Source organism: Bradyrhizobium sp. WSM4873 (assembly GCF_055811355.1).
Window position 1 is genome coordinate 43,031 of sequence record NZ_JBVVPS010000002.1, and the last position, 13,620, is coordinate 56,650.

The 13,620-nt window shown below is 63.1% G+C and carries 13 protein-coding genes and 2 tRNA genes; 6 read left to right on the forward strand and 9 right to left on the reverse strand.

Features of this window, described 5'->3' with window-relative positions; translation table 11 throughout:
- Positions 1 to 14 precede the first annotated feature (14 nt).
- Genes AC0L21_RS04205 through AC0L21_RS04215 form a run of 3 tightly spaced genes read right to left on the reverse strand, consistent with a single transcriptional unit; the run spans position 15 to position 3,132 of the window.
- On the reverse strand, positions 15 to 1,262 hold the full coding sequence (locus AC0L21_RS04205; protein WP_473258509.1) for a metal-dependent hydrolase family protein: 1,248 nt from the start codon (positions 1,260 to 1,262) through the stop codon (positions 15 to 17).
- Between the two features lie 17 nt (positions 1,263 to 1,279).
- Positions 1,280 to 1,777, reverse strand: coding sequence for a GAF domain-containing protein (locus AC0L21_RS04210; protein WP_473258511.1), 498 nt, complete (start codon positions 1,775 to 1,777; stop codon positions 1,280 to 1,282).
- Positions 1,774 to 3,132: an MFS transporter gene (locus AC0L21_RS04215; RefSeq protein ID WP_473258514.1), complete on the reverse strand. Its 1,359-nt coding sequence runs from the start codon at positions 3,130 to 3,132 to the stop codon at positions 1,774 to 1,776. The genes AC0L21_RS04210 and AC0L21_RS04215 overlap by 4 nt, the downstream gene beginning before the upstream one ends.
- A 107-nt stretch (positions 3,133 to 3,239) precedes the next feature.
- Between AC0L21_RS04215 and AC0L21_RS04220 the strand changes: the two genes are divergently transcribed.
- Complete coding sequence (locus tag AC0L21_RS04220) at positions 3,240 to 4,169, forward strand: LysR family transcriptional regulator (protein ID WP_473258517.1); 930 nt, start codon at positions 3,240 to 3,242, stop codon at positions 4,167 to 4,169.
- Positions 4,170 to 4,326: 157 nt separating this feature from the next.
- Entirely contained in the window at positions 4,327 to 5,358 is a 1,032-nt protein-coding gene (locus AC0L21_RS04225) for an LLM class flavin-dependent oxidoreductase (protein WP_473258520.1), read from the forward strand.
- 120 nt (positions 5,359 to 5,478) lie between these two features.
- Here the strand turns inward: AC0L21_RS04225 and AC0L21_RS04230 are convergent.
- Positions 5,479 to 5,564 (reverse strand) — tRNA-Tyr (locus tag AC0L21_RS04230).
- A gap of 206 nt (positions 5,565 to 5,770) precedes the next feature.
- Here AC0L21_RS04230 and rlmB point away from each other — a divergent pair.
- Complete coding sequence (gene rlmB / locus AC0L21_RS04235; protein ID WP_473258522.1) at positions 5,771 to 6,601, forward strand: 23S rRNA (guanosine(2251)-2'-O)-methyltransferase RlmB; 831 nt, start codon at positions 5,771 to 5,773, stop codon at positions 6,599 to 6,601.
- 61 nt (positions 6,602 to 6,662) lie between these two features.
- On the opposite strand, the gene AC0L21_RS04240 is transcribed toward rlmB, so the two are convergent.
- A complete protein-coding gene (locus AC0L21_RS04240) occupies positions 6,663 to 7,196 on the reverse strand; it encodes a hypothetical protein (RefSeq protein ID WP_085383403.1) in 534 nt (177 codons plus the stop codon).
- Positions 7,197 to 7,240: 44 nt separating this feature from the next.
- Entirely contained in the window at positions 7,241 to 7,726 is a 486-nt protein-coding gene (locus tag AC0L21_RS04245; protein ID WP_473258525.1) for a hypothetical protein, read from the reverse strand.
- Positions 7,727 to 8,009: 283 nt separating this feature from the next.
- Between AC0L21_RS04245 and AC0L21_RS04250 the strand changes: the two genes are divergently transcribed.
- The 3 genes from AC0L21_RS04250 (at position 8,010) to AC0L21_RS04260 (ending at position 9,207) form a co-directional block, all read left to right on the forward strand.
- Positions 8,010 to 8,519, forward strand: coding sequence for a hypothetical protein (locus AC0L21_RS04250; RefSeq protein WP_473258527.1), 510 nt, complete (start codon positions 8,010 to 8,012; stop codon positions 8,517 to 8,519).
- Between the two features lie 167 nt (positions 8,520 to 8,686).
- Positions 8,687 to 8,761 (forward strand) — tRNA-Thr (locus tag AC0L21_RS04255).
- A 125-nt stretch (positions 8,762 to 8,886) separates the two neighbouring features.
- Positions 8,887 to 9,207, forward strand: a complete 321-nt coding sequence (locus AC0L21_RS04260; RefSeq protein WP_473258529.1) for a hypothetical protein — start codon at positions 8,887 to 8,889, stop codon at positions 9,205 to 9,207.
- A 1,384-nt stretch (positions 9,208 to 10,591) separates the two neighbouring features.
- On the opposite strand, the gene AC0L21_RS04265 is transcribed toward AC0L21_RS04260, so the two are convergent.
- The 3 genes from AC0L21_RS04265 to AC0L21_RS04275 all read right to left on the reverse strand — a co-directional run bounded on the left by AC0L21_RS04265 (position 10,592) and on the right by AC0L21_RS04275 (position 13,475).
- Positions 10,592 to 10,783, reverse strand: coding sequence for a hypothetical protein (locus tag AC0L21_RS04265; protein WP_473258531.1), 192 nt, complete (start codon positions 10,781 to 10,783; stop codon positions 10,592 to 10,594).
- A gap of 127 nt (positions 10,784 to 10,910) precedes the next feature.
- Positions 10,911 to 13,175 carry an alpha,alpha-trehalose-phosphate synthase (UDP-forming) gene (locus AC0L21_RS04270; RefSeq protein WP_473258534.1) on the reverse strand — a complete coding sequence of 755 codons (2,265 nt, stop codon included), beginning with the start codon at positions 13,173 to 13,175 and terminating at the stop codon, positions 10,911 to 10,913.
- Between the two features lie 105 nt (positions 13,176 to 13,280).
- The gene (locus AC0L21_RS04275) at positions 13,281 to 13,475 is read right to left on the reverse strand and encodes a hypothetical protein (RefSeq protein WP_007607496.1); all 195 of its coding nucleotides are present in this window, start codon (positions 13,473 to 13,475) and stop codon (positions 13,281 to 13,283) included.
- Positions 13,476 to 13,620 lie beyond the last annotated feature (145 nt).

Consider the following 13,620-nt stretch of genomic DNA (forward strand, 5'->3'; position numbering starts at 1 on the left):
GGATGTGGCGGCAGCTAAGCGTTGAGCCGGTCGAACTGGACCTTGCCAGCCTTCATCACCAGCGGAATGTGCTCGCCCTGGCCGAGCAGGCAGGCCACGTCGCGCAGCGGATTGCCGTCGACCACCAGCAGGTCCGCAATGGCTTCGGGCATGACGCGACCGAGCTTGCCCTCCATGCCGAGCACCTCGGAGCCGATCAATGTCGCGCTGGCGATGACGGCGCGCGGCCCGAGAATTTCGGCACGGATGCGGAATTCGTCGCTCTGCAGACGCTGCGACGGTCCGAGCAGGTCGCTGCCGAACCCCATCTTCACGCCGGCGTCGCGGTAGATCGTGAGCGAGCGCAGGCCGGCGTCGCGGACATCGGCGATCTTGGCAACGCTTTCGGACGGCAGGCCGTATTGGGCGCCCTCGTTGGCCAGCGCCTCGTAGGTGACGAGCGTCGGCACCACATAGGCGCCCTTCTCGGCCATCAGTTGCGCGGTCGGAGCATCGACCAGATTGCCGTGCTCGATGGTGCGCACGCCGCAGCGCACCGCGCGCTCGATCGCGGCAGCGGTGTAGGCGTGGGCAAGCACATAGGTCTGACGCCCGCGCGCCTCCTCGACGATGGCGCGGATCTCGTCCTCGGAGTAGCCGAAGGCGCCGACCGGATCGGTCGGTGAAGCGACGCCGCCGGAGGCCATGATCTTGATCTGATCGGCGCCCATCTGGAGCTCTTCGCGGGCCGCCTTGCGCACGCCGTCGACGCCATCGGCAACGCGCGCCAGCGCGCCGACACGCACGCAGCAGGGGCACGGTGCGTCGCTGGCGAGATAGTCCGAGCGCGCCCGCATGTCGCCGTGGCCGCCGGTCTGGCTCAGCGCACGTCCCGAGACGAACAGCCGCGGACCATCGGTGAGCCCGGTCTCGATCGCCTGCTTCAGGGCATGGCCGGCGCCGCCGGCGTCGCGGACGGTGGTGAAGCCCCGCCGCAGCATGCCGCGCAGCAGCAGCGTCGAGCGCAGCGTCACCAGCACGTTGGGCATGTGCACCTGCTGCGCCAGGTTGAGCTCTACGGCGATTGCATGCACGTGCAGGTCGATCAGGCCGGGCATTAGCGTCTTGCCCTTCAGATCGATGGTGCGGTCGGCTTCCACCTGGAGCGGCCGATCGGAGACCTCCTTGATCAGACTGTCCTCGACCAGCACGTGATGTCCCTCCAGCAGGTCCGGCTGAAGCGGATCGAGCAGAGCGGCGTTCTTGAAGAGCACACGGGACATGACGACTTCCTGTCTGATCAGGACTGGATGAGCAGCGCGGGCAAGGCGAGCTGGGCGAATGGAAGACACGCTGCGATATCGTCCTCGCCGTACCAGCCTGCCTCATGGAGTAGATTGAGCGAGCCGAGCGTGCGCCCGCGCCAGCACACGGGCATGTTGAGCACGCTCTCGCAGCCGAGCGAAGCGATCAGCTCGTGATCGGAAAACACCTCGCGCAGATCGTCCCGGGTGCGGCCGATATAGCCCTCGCCGCGGTCGAGCACGGCCTCGGTCCACGGCCCCGGCGCCAGGCGCTTGCGTCCGCCCGCGGGGTAAGGTCCGGGGAGATTGGAATACACCCGCGCTGCTTCCCTCGTGTCGTCGTCATAGGTCAGGATCGTGAACAGCTTGTGCCCGATCGCCGATTTCAGGGCGTCGTCCAGCGCCGAGTACAGGGCATCCGGCTGATCCGGCCTGCCCTGCGCGGCCGCCACCGCGCAGAGCAGCGGATCGGATCGGTGTTTCGTCTTCCTCATGCGACTTCGCCCGCCGCGATCTCTTCCAGCGAACGGCCGCGCGTCGGCACCCCCATCAGCACCACGGTGAGCGCGCCTAACAGCAGCACGCTCGTGGTGAGGCCGAACACGCCGGCGAAGCCGAAATTTGGATAGAGATAGCCGACCAGGATCGGCGAGACGATCGCACCGATGCGGCCGATCGCGGAAGCGAGCCCGGCGCCGGTGGTTCTGACCGGCGTAGGAAATACCTCGGCGGTATAGGCATAGACGCCGGCATAGGTCCCGTTCATGAAGAAGGACAGCAAGATTCCCGCCACCATGATGTGCTGGTCGCTCTGCGCGAACGCCAGCCCGAGCGCGCTGGCGCCGCCGAGCACCATGTAGGAGGCGATCGTCGCCTGCCGGCCGATGCGCTCGTTGAAGTACGCGGCGCTGAAATAGCCGGGGATCTGCGCGCAATAGATCGCAATCGAATAGGCGAAGCTCTTGGTAATGCTCATGCCGTTCTGGACCAGAAGGCCGGGAATCCAGACGAAGAAGGAATAGTAGCTGAACGTGATCGCAAGCCACATGATCCAGGTCATGATGGTGACGCGCGCCTGCCGGCCGGCGAGGAGCGCGGCGAAATTGGCAAGCAACGTCCCACCAGTCGCGGCAGGCGCCGCGGCTTCGACGACCGGTTGCGGCAGGACATGGCCTTGGCTCGCAAAGCCGGCCTCGATCCTGTCGAGCACGGCTGCGGCTTCCTTCTCCCGGCCCCGGCTTTCCAGCCAGCGCGGCGATTCCGGCAGCGCCCTGCGCCACCACAGCAGCATGACGACCGGCACCGCGGTGATCACCAGAACGATGCGCCAGCCGTTCTCATAGGCGGGCACGATGAAATAGCCGAGCAAGGCTGCCGCGACGAAACCGAAGGAGAAGAAGCCGGCCAGCGCGCCGGTAAAGCTGCCGCGGTAACGCCGTGCGACGAATTCCGCCAGATAGGGCGCAATGATTGCGCTCTCCGCGCCGGTGCCCATGCCCGCGACCACGCGGGCGGCGAAGAAGGACGACCAGTCGTTCACCGCCGCGCTGACGATGGATGCGACGCAATAGAGCGCCAGCGCCGACATTATCACCGCACGACGGCCGATCAGGTCACCCAGCGTGCCCGCCAGCAGCGCGCCGAACAGGAAGCCGATATAGGTGCTGCTGCCGAGCACGCCGATCTGCACGCTCGACAGATTCCAGGTCGTGCGCAGCACCGGCAGGATGAACGCCAGCACCGCTGCATCCATCGCGTCGAACGTATAGCCGAGCCCGCCCATCAAGAGCAGATGCTTATGGAAGCGCGCGAATGGAAGGCGCTCGATGCGCGCCGAGATCATCGACATGAAAGTCCCCTCTGTCTGGCGGCCCGGCACTCCGCTCATTCCCGGGGGGAACCATAGACAATGAGATATTATCGTCATAATTTATAATCATGATCTAGTACATCACTGTGGTGAATGTTCTGTCGTTCCGAAAGCTCGACCTCAACCTGCTGAAAGTGTTCGAGGCCCTGATGACCGAGGGCAGCGTCACGCGCGCTGCCAACGCGCTTCTGATGACACAGCCGGCGGTCAGCAACGCGCTCGCACGCCTGCGGGACGCGCTCGGCGATCCCTTGTTCGTCAGGTCCGGCACGGGCATCCGTCCGACCCAGCGCGCCGTGGTGCTGTGGGAGCCGATCGGGGAAGCGCTCGAGACCGTCCGCGGCGCGCTCGATGAGCAGGTGTTCGATCCGCGCCGTGCGCAGACCGAATTCAGCCTGTCGATGTCGGATTACGTGGCTTCGCTGGTGATGCCGAACCTGCTGAACCATTTCGGCAAGGTCGCGCCCAAGGCGCGAATCCACACCGTCCCCAACACCGTCGTGGAGATCGCAGATCAGCTCGAGGACAATCGCGTCGATTGCGTGCTCAGCGTCTATGTCAACGAGGCGCAGCAGCCGGCCGCCATCCGCTCGCGCTCGCTGTGGACCGTCGATTACGCCTGCTTCATGCGGCGCGGCCATCCGCTCGCGGCGATGAAGCGGCTGAGCACGCGCAGCTTCCTCAACGCGGGGCATGTCGATGTGAGCCTCGTCGGCAAGACCTTGCCGTCCTACGACCTCTTCCTCGCCTCGCGCGGGCTGTCGCGCAACCTGGTGGCGACCGTCAATCACTACAGCGCCGCCTACGAAGTGGTGCGCCAGTCCGACCTGATCGCCGTGCTGCCGAGCGATTTGCGCTCGCAATCCCGGCACGCGCCGTTCATGCACGCCATGCCGCTTCCGCTCAAGGCGCCGCCGCGCATCGTCAGCCTGTTCTGGCACCAGCGCAACGACACCGTACCGGCGCAGCGCTGGCTGCGCGAGACCCTGGTCGAGATGTTCGCCAGGTCCGACTGAAGCCACGGGCGGCGCGCCCCCCCGACACCATGAAAAAAGGGAAACAATGGGTTTCTCGAAGCAGCATTGTGCACCAGTCCGCGCTGCCTAGCTGCAACCGAGGCAATCCCCTCCCCCAGTGACAGGCGCGCAAGCCGCGCCCGCAGAGATCTCAGCAATGACCGCACCACTCGAATTCGGACTGGACACCTTTGGCGACGTCACCAGGGACGTCTCCGGCGCGATGCTTCCGCACGCGCAGGTGATCCGCAACGTCGTCGACGAGGCGGTGCTCGCCGACGAGCTCGGCCTCGACTTCATCGGCCTCGGCGAGCATCACCGCGCCGACTTCGCGATCTCCTCCCCTGAGACCGTGCTGGCGGCCATCGCGTCGCGGACCAGCCGCATCCATCTCGGCTCAGCCGTGACGGTGCTGAGCTCGGACGATCCGATCCGCGTCTTCCAACGGTTTGCGACACTCGATGCGCTCTCGAACGGGCGCGCCGAGGTGATCCTCGGCCGCGGCTCGTTCACCGAATCCTTTCCGCTGTTCGGCTTTGATTTGCGGGCTTACGAAGCGCTGTTCGAGGAGAAGCTCGATCTGTTCGCAGCACTGCTGTCGCAAGAGCCGGTGACCTGGGAAGGCAAGCTGCGTCCGCCGCTCAAGGGGCAGCTGGTCTATCCCCCGGTCGAGAACGGCACGCTGAAGACCTGGATCGGCGTCGGCGGCAGCCCGCAATCGGTGGTGCGCGCGGCGCATTACGACCTGCCCTTGATGCTCGCGATCATCGGCGGCGATCCCGCGCGCTTCGCGCCCTTCGTCGATCTCTACCGCCGCGCGTTCAGGGAGTTCGGCCGCCCGGCACAGCCGATCGGCGTGCACTCGCCAGGCCATGTCGCCGAGACCGACGAACGGGCGCGCGAGGAGCTGTGGCCCGACTACAAGGCGATGCGCGACCGCATCGGCAAGGAACGCGGCTGGCCTCCGATGGGCCGCGACGAGTTCGTGAACGAGGCCGAGCACGGTTCGCTCTATGTCGGCTCGCCCGAGACGGTCGCGCGCAAGATCGCCAAGACCGCAAAGGCACTCGGCATTTCGCGGTTCCAGCTGAAGTATTCGGCGGGCCCGCTGCCGCACGAGAAGCTGATGAAGAGCATCGAGCTCTACGGGCGGAAGGTGGTGCCGATGGTCAGGGAGATGATGGGGTGACTTGCGCGCTACGAAAGCCCGCCTGCGCCGTCAGGCTACGGAGCGGCAGCCTCCGTTAGCTTCGCTTGACGCTGATCTGGGCTGGCTCGCCCAGCCGTAGCTCGCGAAGCGAGCGAAGGATGGTGGGGGAGGCAGGACTCGAACCTGCGAAGCCATAAGGCGGCTGATTTACAGTCAGCTCCCTTTGCCACTCGGGACACTCCCCCGCTCGACGGCAGCACAATCGGGCCGGACCTTGCCGGCGACCGAAGACGGCCATGGAACGTGAAGGCCGCGACAGCCCGGATGGGGGCGCGACCGGGCGCGGTTATCGGCGAAGCGGTGGGGTAAAGTCAACCGAGGCGAACAGCTAAAATCGCCCCCGACACCACCCAAATTGCCATATTCCGGGACCCGTGACACAAGCGAGCCCATGAAGGATCGAAAATTCAACCCGAGGGGCCCCCGCGGCGGGTCTAAGCCCTTCAACAGACCCGGAAAATCGGCCGGTCGCCCGGCCCGGCGCGAACGCGATTCGGACACCGACGGTCCCGTCATCCTCTACGGCTGGCACACCGTCTCCATGGCGCTCGCCAACCCCCAGCGGCAGATCCGCAAGCTGACGCTGACCGAGAACGCCGCAAGGCGTCTGGCGGACGAGAACATCGCGATCCCGGTCGCGCCCGAGATCGTCCGGCCCCAGGAGATCGACCGGCTGCTGTCGCCCGACGCCGTGCACCAGGGCCTGCTCGCCGAGGCCGATCCCCTGCCCTCCCCCGACATCGAGGATCTTGAGCAGGACGGCATCGTGCTGGTGCTCGACCAGATCACCGATCCGCACAATGTCGGCGCCATCCTGCGCTCGGCGGCGGCGTTTGCGGTGAAGGCGATCGTCACCACGGCGCGCCACAGTCCGGAAGCGACCGGCGTGCTGGCCAAGGCCGCCTCCGGCGCGCTGGAGCTGGTGCCGATGGTGACGGTGCAAAACCTCGCCCGGGCACTGACCACGCTGAATGAGCTCGGCTTCCAGACCGTCGGGCTGGACAGTGAAGGCAGCGCGGATCTCTCCGAGGTCACCCTGCGCGAGCCGCTCGCGCTGGTGCTGGGCGCTGAAGGCAAAGGCCTGCGGCAATTGACACGCGAGACCTGCAGCGTCGTGGCGCGGCTCGACATGCCCGGCGAGATCAAGAGCCTCAACGTCTCGAATGCCGCCGTGCTCTCGCTCTATGTCGGCGCCAGCCGTCTCGGGCTGATGAAGCGCTAACAAAACAAAACGCCCGTCCGCATCGCGGACGGGCGTCTCGTTGGTTCAGCCGATCAGGCGATCAGTAATAGCGGCGCAGCACGCGGTGGCCGCCATAGTACGGCGCATGGCGCGGGGCGTAGCCGTAGCGCGGACCGTAGCCGTAGTGCGTGCGCGGCAGATAGCCGGCGCGCGGGCCGTAGCCGTAGCGATACGGACGGTAATACGGGCGGCGGTAGGGATAGGCGGCCGGCGCTTCGACTGCGGCGGCGCGATAGCCATAGCCGTGCCCATAGCCATAGCCACGGCCGTAGCCGTAATTGGCGGGCGCAACCACCGCGTCCTCACGATAGGTCGGATACGGCGCGAAGGCGCCCGGGCCGGTGTAGGTCGGGCCCTGGTTGACGTGATAATATTGCGTGGTGGGCTCGGCGAGACGCTCATAGGCGCCGTAGCCGTAGCCGTAGCCGGCCCCATAACCGCCGCAGCCGGTGTTGCAGCCGGAATAGACCGGCGCGACCGGCTGGCACGGATCGAAGCCGCAGGCCGCGGCGGGCGCGGTGGCGGCGAACATCACGGCAGCCGCCGCGACCAGTCCCGAAATCATCTGACGCATTACTCTCTCCTGTTGATTTCCGTTTTTTTGGATTTTGTCGTTTCTTAACCCGGCGGCCTGCCGGGTATCTCTGCATGCGGCCGCGGCCGAGGACGCCGCGGGTGGTCATTGATCTCAGGCGCGAGGATCACCGGCGGCGGATTGACGGGTACGTCCATCTGCGGCGGCAGCGGCGCCGATTGCGCGCCCCAGCTTTGGTAATAGCCCTCGGCGGGCTTGGGCAATTTGCGGTTCGCGGGCGGCTCGACCTCGAGCCGGCCATAGCCGGGCCGCAAGCCCAGCGTCGGGTAGTAGTGGCCGACGTCCGTGGGCTGGCGCTCGGCGACATAGCGCCCGCCATAGATCGTGGGCTGCACTTGCACGTTCTTCCCCAGGCCCCAGGTCCCCTCGACCACGGCATAGGACGCGTCGATGTTGTTGATGATGATGGGCACGCCGGGGCGGCCGGGGACGACGATATCGAAGCCGCCGCCGGCAAACGCCGTCGCGGGCAGTCCGATCAGAAAGGCGGCGAGCGCAGATGCGCGCATGAGGGGATCCCATTTATCCGGCGACAACCTACCCGATGGCGACGCAGAGAGGGTTAAGGCCCTGTCACCAATTGCCGGTAAGCCTAATGTGTAAGGATTGCGCGCCGCTCAAATCCTCCAAAGCGAGCTAGCGAAGCGTTAACGCCGCCGGATCCTGCAGTCCGGAACCATGGCGCGTGCTCACTTCCGTTTGACTATCGCCGACGAAAATCCCCCGGTTTCAGCGGAACGTCCGGCGTCCTTGGCGTTTAGCCCCCGTCAACAAAACGGGAGCCAAACAATCATGAACGTCAAACTTCTCGGAGCCACGGCGATTGCGGCGACCCTGGTGGCAGGCTCTGCCATGGCGCAGGCCGTGATCACCAATCCCGGCCGCTGCGCGGCGCAATTCCCCAACGCCAACTGCCAGAACGTCGGACCGGGAAATCCGTACACCGATAGCGGCTATCGGCATCGTCGCGTGTCCTATCGCCAGACCAACAACGGCGACTGGAATAACGACTGGAACAGGAGCCGCACCGGCTTCTGGCCGACCGACGTCGCCGCCGGCGCGGTCGGAACAGCCGCTGGCGTGGCCGGCGCAGCCATCGGCACTGCGGGCGCGATCGCCACCGCGCCGTTCCGTGCCCCGAACGACGCCTACGCCTACGACAATCGTTGGGATAATTCGTGGAATAATTCTTGGGACAATCGCGGGTGGGACACCCGCACCTACGCCCAGCGCAACGGCTTCGTTTGCACGCCCGGCACCTGGTTCAAGGGCCAAGACGGTCGCCGGCACATCTGCCAGTAAGGCGGCTTGAACCGAACGCGACAGATCAGGCGGCCCTCGGGCCGCCTGATTCATGTCTGCATCGGGGATCGCGGGTTCTGGCACTTTCCGGTCAAGTCTGGTATTGCGGCGCGCACGCGGGCGGATAGACCCGGCATACGCCGGCCCTGCCCGTGTCTCCAGGCGTCGCCGGCTTAGCTCAGCGGTAGAGCAGCGGTTTTGTAAACCGAAGGTCGGGGGTTCAATCCCCTCAGCCGGCACCAACGTTTACAATGACTTAGCGCAGAATGTAGCCCCGATTTTTCTAGATCAAGGCGCGAATGGTGTTGGGGGATACAGGGGCTACACTCCGGTAGTGAAACTCGCAGAGGTGTCAAGCCAGCGAGAGATGCTGCGCCAGAAGCGGGGATGGCGCGACATGCGGTTCTTGCTGCTCTGCTCGAGCTACATTGACCTTGACCGCGAGATTGGCGTCCTCGGTACTGTCACGACACGCGCCGTCCAATACTTGCGCGGTGTGAAGGATGAAAGGCGCGAAGTAGAGATCCTCGCGGCGCCGCGCTCGATTCGGTTGCCAGCATTCCCGGAAGGCGATCGCGAGACGAACCTACTGGCCCTCATGCTCCAATTGTTCGGCAAGTCCGTCATATTCTTCAGTCAGATCCTTCAGCTTTTCAGCGAATTCCGGGTGAGCCGCCCCTTCGGCTAGTTGACGCAACCACACGGCCCTTCTGCGCGACCTTTCCGCGTCAAGATCGATCGGAGCTTTCAGATGCATTTGCTCTTCCTCCTATGCTCACAGAAAAGCCGCCCCGAAGAGCGGCCTTTCCATTCTTGAACGTGATTGTGTGCGGCGTTCCAGCGCCGTCTTTGGCAGACGTCGCAGCATACTCCCACTCCTCGGGAGATTGCCATCGTGCAACCCACCAGACCTTTCGTGCTGCCGACAGTGTTGCGCTAGGCTCGCGGACACGCCGTGCTTTCGTGGCTTGATCACCGAAAAACTTTCGAAATGTGCCAAGCCATACAGGCAAGTAGAGCAATGCAGATGCCCCCCTGCCAATTGAGGTTTTTGACACAGAGCCACATTCACGACCGAACCTTCCCGCCCGAACGGATGTCCTGATAGTCAGGATTTTCCCGACGGGCGACAAGCGATCTCCCGACTGCCTGGCGAGCTGCCAATCACTACATTCCGTTCGGCCTAAAGTGATCGTTCATGGAAAATCCCGGCGAAACGCATATTTTTGAGAGCGCCCCGGCCGGCATCTTTTTTCCGCAGCATCAGAAACACGTAGAGCCGAAAACCTTTGCGTGTAGATGCCGCCAAGTCTCAGGCTGCAGGCATGGCCTCGCGTGCGTACACTTACCTGCCTGCTTCTGTCAGCATGTGCAATTGCTTGATCGTCGACTTCACTCTACCCTCCACGCACGTTGTCGAACCACGCGCTCCTCACAAGAGCCGCTCGGCAGGAGTCATCTGAATGTATGGCAGCCTGCTGCTACTCGTTATTCTAATCGCTGTCTCCGCCTTCGGCCTCGTTGCCTTAGAGGTCGCGGCACGTCGATCGTCTGGCGGTAAATCTCAAGTGACCAGGCCGAAGCGGCGTGTGAGATAATCCACGTTTCGCAGTCGGTCCGCTGGAGATTGCTCAGTCGATAGCGACCGTGCAACGGCAGCTATCGCGGCGGCCTGTCCTTTACCGGCAGATGCGCATTCGGAGGCGAATTCGGTGCGCCACTCGTTGCATATCATTGTCCGCTTCATCGAATGGAACGCCCCGGCTTCTCCGGTGGTCCATCACGCTTTGCTTTGGGATGCTTGTCCAGCAGTATCGATAGAACCCGGGGATGGCGCGCAACCGTAAGCATCAGGCGCTGCTTGGGATCAAGGGCTTCGTGCGTCAGGGTCCTGCGACAGTCGGTGATCTTGCGCGCTTTGCCGCGAGCCAACTCTACTCCCGCTTGACTGATGCCTGGGAGTGCCGACATGCCCTACGCATTCGCCTCCTGGACGACGGCTTCCAACCCACGCCGTGACCGATTGCATTTTGGGCGGGTTTGTAGGGTCGTCTCTACGTCTCGAAAGGCGACTATCTGGTGAGCAGGCCTGAAATCAGGGCCGCAGCGCCGAGGCCAATGAACGACAAGATCATTGGAGGATACAGAACCAGCGCTGCTTCAAAGCGCAGGAACTTCGGTTGCACGCCGGTCCGATCGGGAAGCCCAATGAAGATCAGGATGCCTGCTACCGCAAGCATCGCAGCTCCGATCAGCATGTTCATATTCGCCTTCCTCCACATCACGGAGCAAAAATCGCAAGCACGAGAGTGCGACTGAGCTGTCGTTTTGGAAAGAACCAACCGTACGCTTTGGTACCGATTTTCTTGAAGACCGCTTTGAAGAGGCCCCTCAGATCTGCTTCACGCCATGACCGGCATTGGTGGCCAGGCCAAGAACCCGCTCGCGAGTGCGACTTCGCGCTGCGTCCACCAGCATCGTGCCTGCCCAGCGATAGACGTTATGCTCCTTGACCTGCTGTCGCATAAGCTTCATGCGCTCGGCCTGCTCCTCGATTGGCATTGTAAGTGCAAGCTGGATAGCCGATGCCATTTCTTCGGTGTCATAGGGATTGACGATGAGAGCCTCGGATAATTCTCGTGACGCCCCGGTGAAGCTCGACAAGATAAGAACCCCAGCGTTGTCTTCTCGCGAGCTAACGAACTCCTTCGCGACGAGGTTCATTCCGTCATGCAGGCTGCTGACGACGCAGGCATCGGCCGCTCTGAACAGCCGGAACACGTCTGACGGCTCGTAGTGCCGCGCGACCAAATGCATCAAGGGTTGGCGACCGCGGTGCCGCTCGTTTATTTCGGCAGCGAGCGCCTCCGCTTCAGCCTGGAGCTTCGAGTACGCGTTGAGTTTGCTGCGCGTCGGTGCTGCGACCTGGATGAAGGCAAGCCGATCTGTCCAGGCCGGATTTCGCGACAAAAGCGCGTCTACAGCCCGCATGCGATCAAGAATGCCTTTGGTGTAATCGAATCGCTCAACGCCTACGATCAGCCTCGTATCCTCCGCCAATCCGAACTGGGCGAGGATGCTAGATCGGCATTCCGTGGGAGGTGGTAGCTTTTCCAGTTCCCTTGGCGGCCATTCGATCGAGATTGGATAAGCACGTATTCTGGTCTCATGTCCTCCAAGGCTGACTGCCTGCACTTCGCGATCGATCCTGCTCTCCAAGAAGCGATCCACACCCTCGATGAAGTTGTTGCAGTGAAATTGGGTATGAAATCCAACAATGGTGCTGCCGAGCAATCCTTCGATAATCTCCGCCTTCCATGGGCAGATGCTGAATGTTTCCGCATTCGGCCACGGAATGTGCCAGAAGGTTATGATCGTCGCCCTGGGCAGGCGCTCACGGATCATTCTTGGAGCAAGCGCGAAGTGATAGTCCTGGACCAGCACAATGGGGTCCTCGGCGCGCGCCTCGGCAACGACTGCATCGGCAAAGCGCTGGTTGATCTGCCGATACATTTGCCAGTCGCTGGACCTGAAAGTAGGGCGCACGAAAGCGATATGGCACAATGGCCAGAGCCCTTCATTGGCAAAACCGTAGTAATATCCGTCCTGTTCTTTCTCAGAGATCCAGATGCGCCGAAGCGTGTAGGCCGGGGCTGCCTCGGGGACGCGGAGCCTATCGTGGTCGTCGACGGTCTCCCGATCGGCGCTGCCGCTGCCGTGTGCGATCCAAGTGCCACCGCAGGCACGCATGATCGGCTCCAGGGCCGAGACCAATCCACTCGCCGGCCGCTGCACCACAGTCCCCGCTTCCGAAGTGTTGTGAATGTAGGGCTCCCGATTGGAAAGGACGAGAACTTCGGCGCCCGGGAGGACGCTTTGCAGCACCTCCTGAAGCGATTTCGGCGTCCAATCGATCTGGGTTGTAAACGTAACTTGTTCGGCGCTACGCAAGAGCTTGTGAATTTCTCGATCAATAGACGAGCCACCGAGTTGGAGTGGCACTCCCTGAGCACCTCGACGGACCTCCTCGACCGCGCGTCGCAATGCCTTCATCCAGCCGCGCATCATGAGGACGGCGAAAATGATCGTGCCAACGGTCAGGACCAGAACGACGCCGGCAAGCGCGGCAAGCAGATACGCCAGCACCTGGCTGGACCTGGCCGCCGCGAAGCTGAGGTCGGTTAGAATGACGAGGTAGGAACGACCTCGGCTACTCGAGATCGGAAACGCAGCTACGAGAATTCGTCGCCCGCCGCTGGCGATGCTTGCGAAACTCTCGTTCTCGGATTTGGCCGACTTTTCGCAGGAGAAGCTCGCCGGCATCTCCGGTGTTGGCGCGAGCAACGAGCCTTCCGGATCGCAAAATCCAACCGCGAGAATCTTCTTGTCGAGTGCCACTCTCTTGAAAAGGTCCGAGAGCCGGTCCCAGGCCTGGTCTTCCACATCACGACTAAGCAACGGCTGGATGGCGTTGAAGACCAGCTTGGATCTGGCTTCAACATCGCTTCGCGACCACTGCTGTACGATTCCTCCGGTAAATGGCGAGATACCGAACGCCACGACTGCGGCTACCGCCAGGCCGAAAATGCCATAGCGGAAGAACTCCTTGTACGATATCGGGGTCACTCTGGAGCTACCCCGACTGTCCGCAGGCATTTGCTCAAGCCGTCCAGCAGGCGCAGCTCTCGCGGCGCATTGGGCACTGCCGATTGCGCTAAGCAGTAGTGAGCGAACATATACCAGACCAAAGGACGGCTGCTGTTAGCTCGGATTGGCGAGCCGCTTCCCCTCCTCAAAGCCCGTACGCTCGTTGTTGCAGGTGAGACAAGTCGCACGTGCCATTTGCGTACCGTGGATTGCCAGCCGTTCATGCCGATGCGGCGTCTTTTCCTCGCAAGACAGGCAGTACGCTTGCGGAAAGACATTGAGTGCCGTTTGATTCGATTTGCTGATCATGAAAGCCCCCTGCGCAATATCCTTCGGAGGTCGCCCGCGAGCAAGCGGCTGCGGGGCAGATCGGCTGCTATTGTACAGAACTGTACCGTGTTTCGTCACGTAGCAAGCTGTGCGCGCTCTGCCGAAGATCACTCCTGTCCCACAC

Bases quoted from the DNA above. Each gene is read 5' to 3' on its own strand.
- AC0L21_RS04225 (WP_473258520.1), top strand. From the start codon at position 4,327: ATGACCGCACCACTCGAATTCGGACTGGACACCTTTGGCGACGTCACC.
- AC0L21_RS04215 (WP_473258514.1), bottom strand. From the start codon at position 3,132: ATGTCGATGATCTCGGCGCGCATCGAGCGCCTTCCATTCGCGCGCTTC.
- AC0L21_RS04240 (WP_085383403.1), bottom strand. From the start codon at position 7,196: ATGCGTCAGATGATTTCGGGACTGGTCGCGGCGGCTGCCGTGATGTTC.
- AC0L21_RS04265 (WP_473258531.1), bottom strand. From the start codon at position 10,783: ATGAACATGCTGATCGGAGCTGCGATGCTTGCGGTAGCAGGCATCCTG.
- AC0L21_RS04245 (WP_473258525.1), bottom strand. From the start codon at position 7,726: ATGCGCGCATCTGCGCTCGCCGCCTTTCTGATCGGACTGCCCGCGACG.
- rlmB (WP_473258522.1), top strand. From the start codon at position 5,771: ATGAAGGATCGAAAATTCAACCCGAGGGGCCCCCGCGGCGGGTCTAAG.
- AC0L21_RS04210 (WP_473258511.1), bottom strand. From the start codon at position 1,777: ATGAGGAAGACGAAACACCGATCCGATCCGCTGCTCTGCGCGGTGGCG.
- AC0L21_RS04275 (WP_007607496.1), bottom strand. From the start codon at position 13,475: ATGATCAGCAAATCGAATCAAACGGCACTCAATGTCTTTCCGCAAGCG.
- AC0L21_RS04205 (WP_473258509.1), bottom strand. From the start codon at position 1,262: ATGTCCCGTGTGCTCTTCAAGAACGCCGCTCTGCTCGATCCGCTTCAG.
- AC0L21_RS04260 (WP_473258529.1), top strand. From the start codon at position 8,887: ATGCTGCGCCAGAAGCGGGGATGGCGCGACATGCGGTTCTTGCTGCTC.
- AC0L21_RS04250 (WP_473258527.1), top strand. From the start codon at position 8,010: ATGAACGTCAAACTTCTCGGAGCCACGGCGATTGCGGCGACCCTGGTG.
- AC0L21_RS04270 (WP_473258534.1), bottom strand. From the start codon at position 13,175: ATGCCTGCGGACAGTCGGGGTAGCTCCAGAGTGACCCCGATATCGTAC.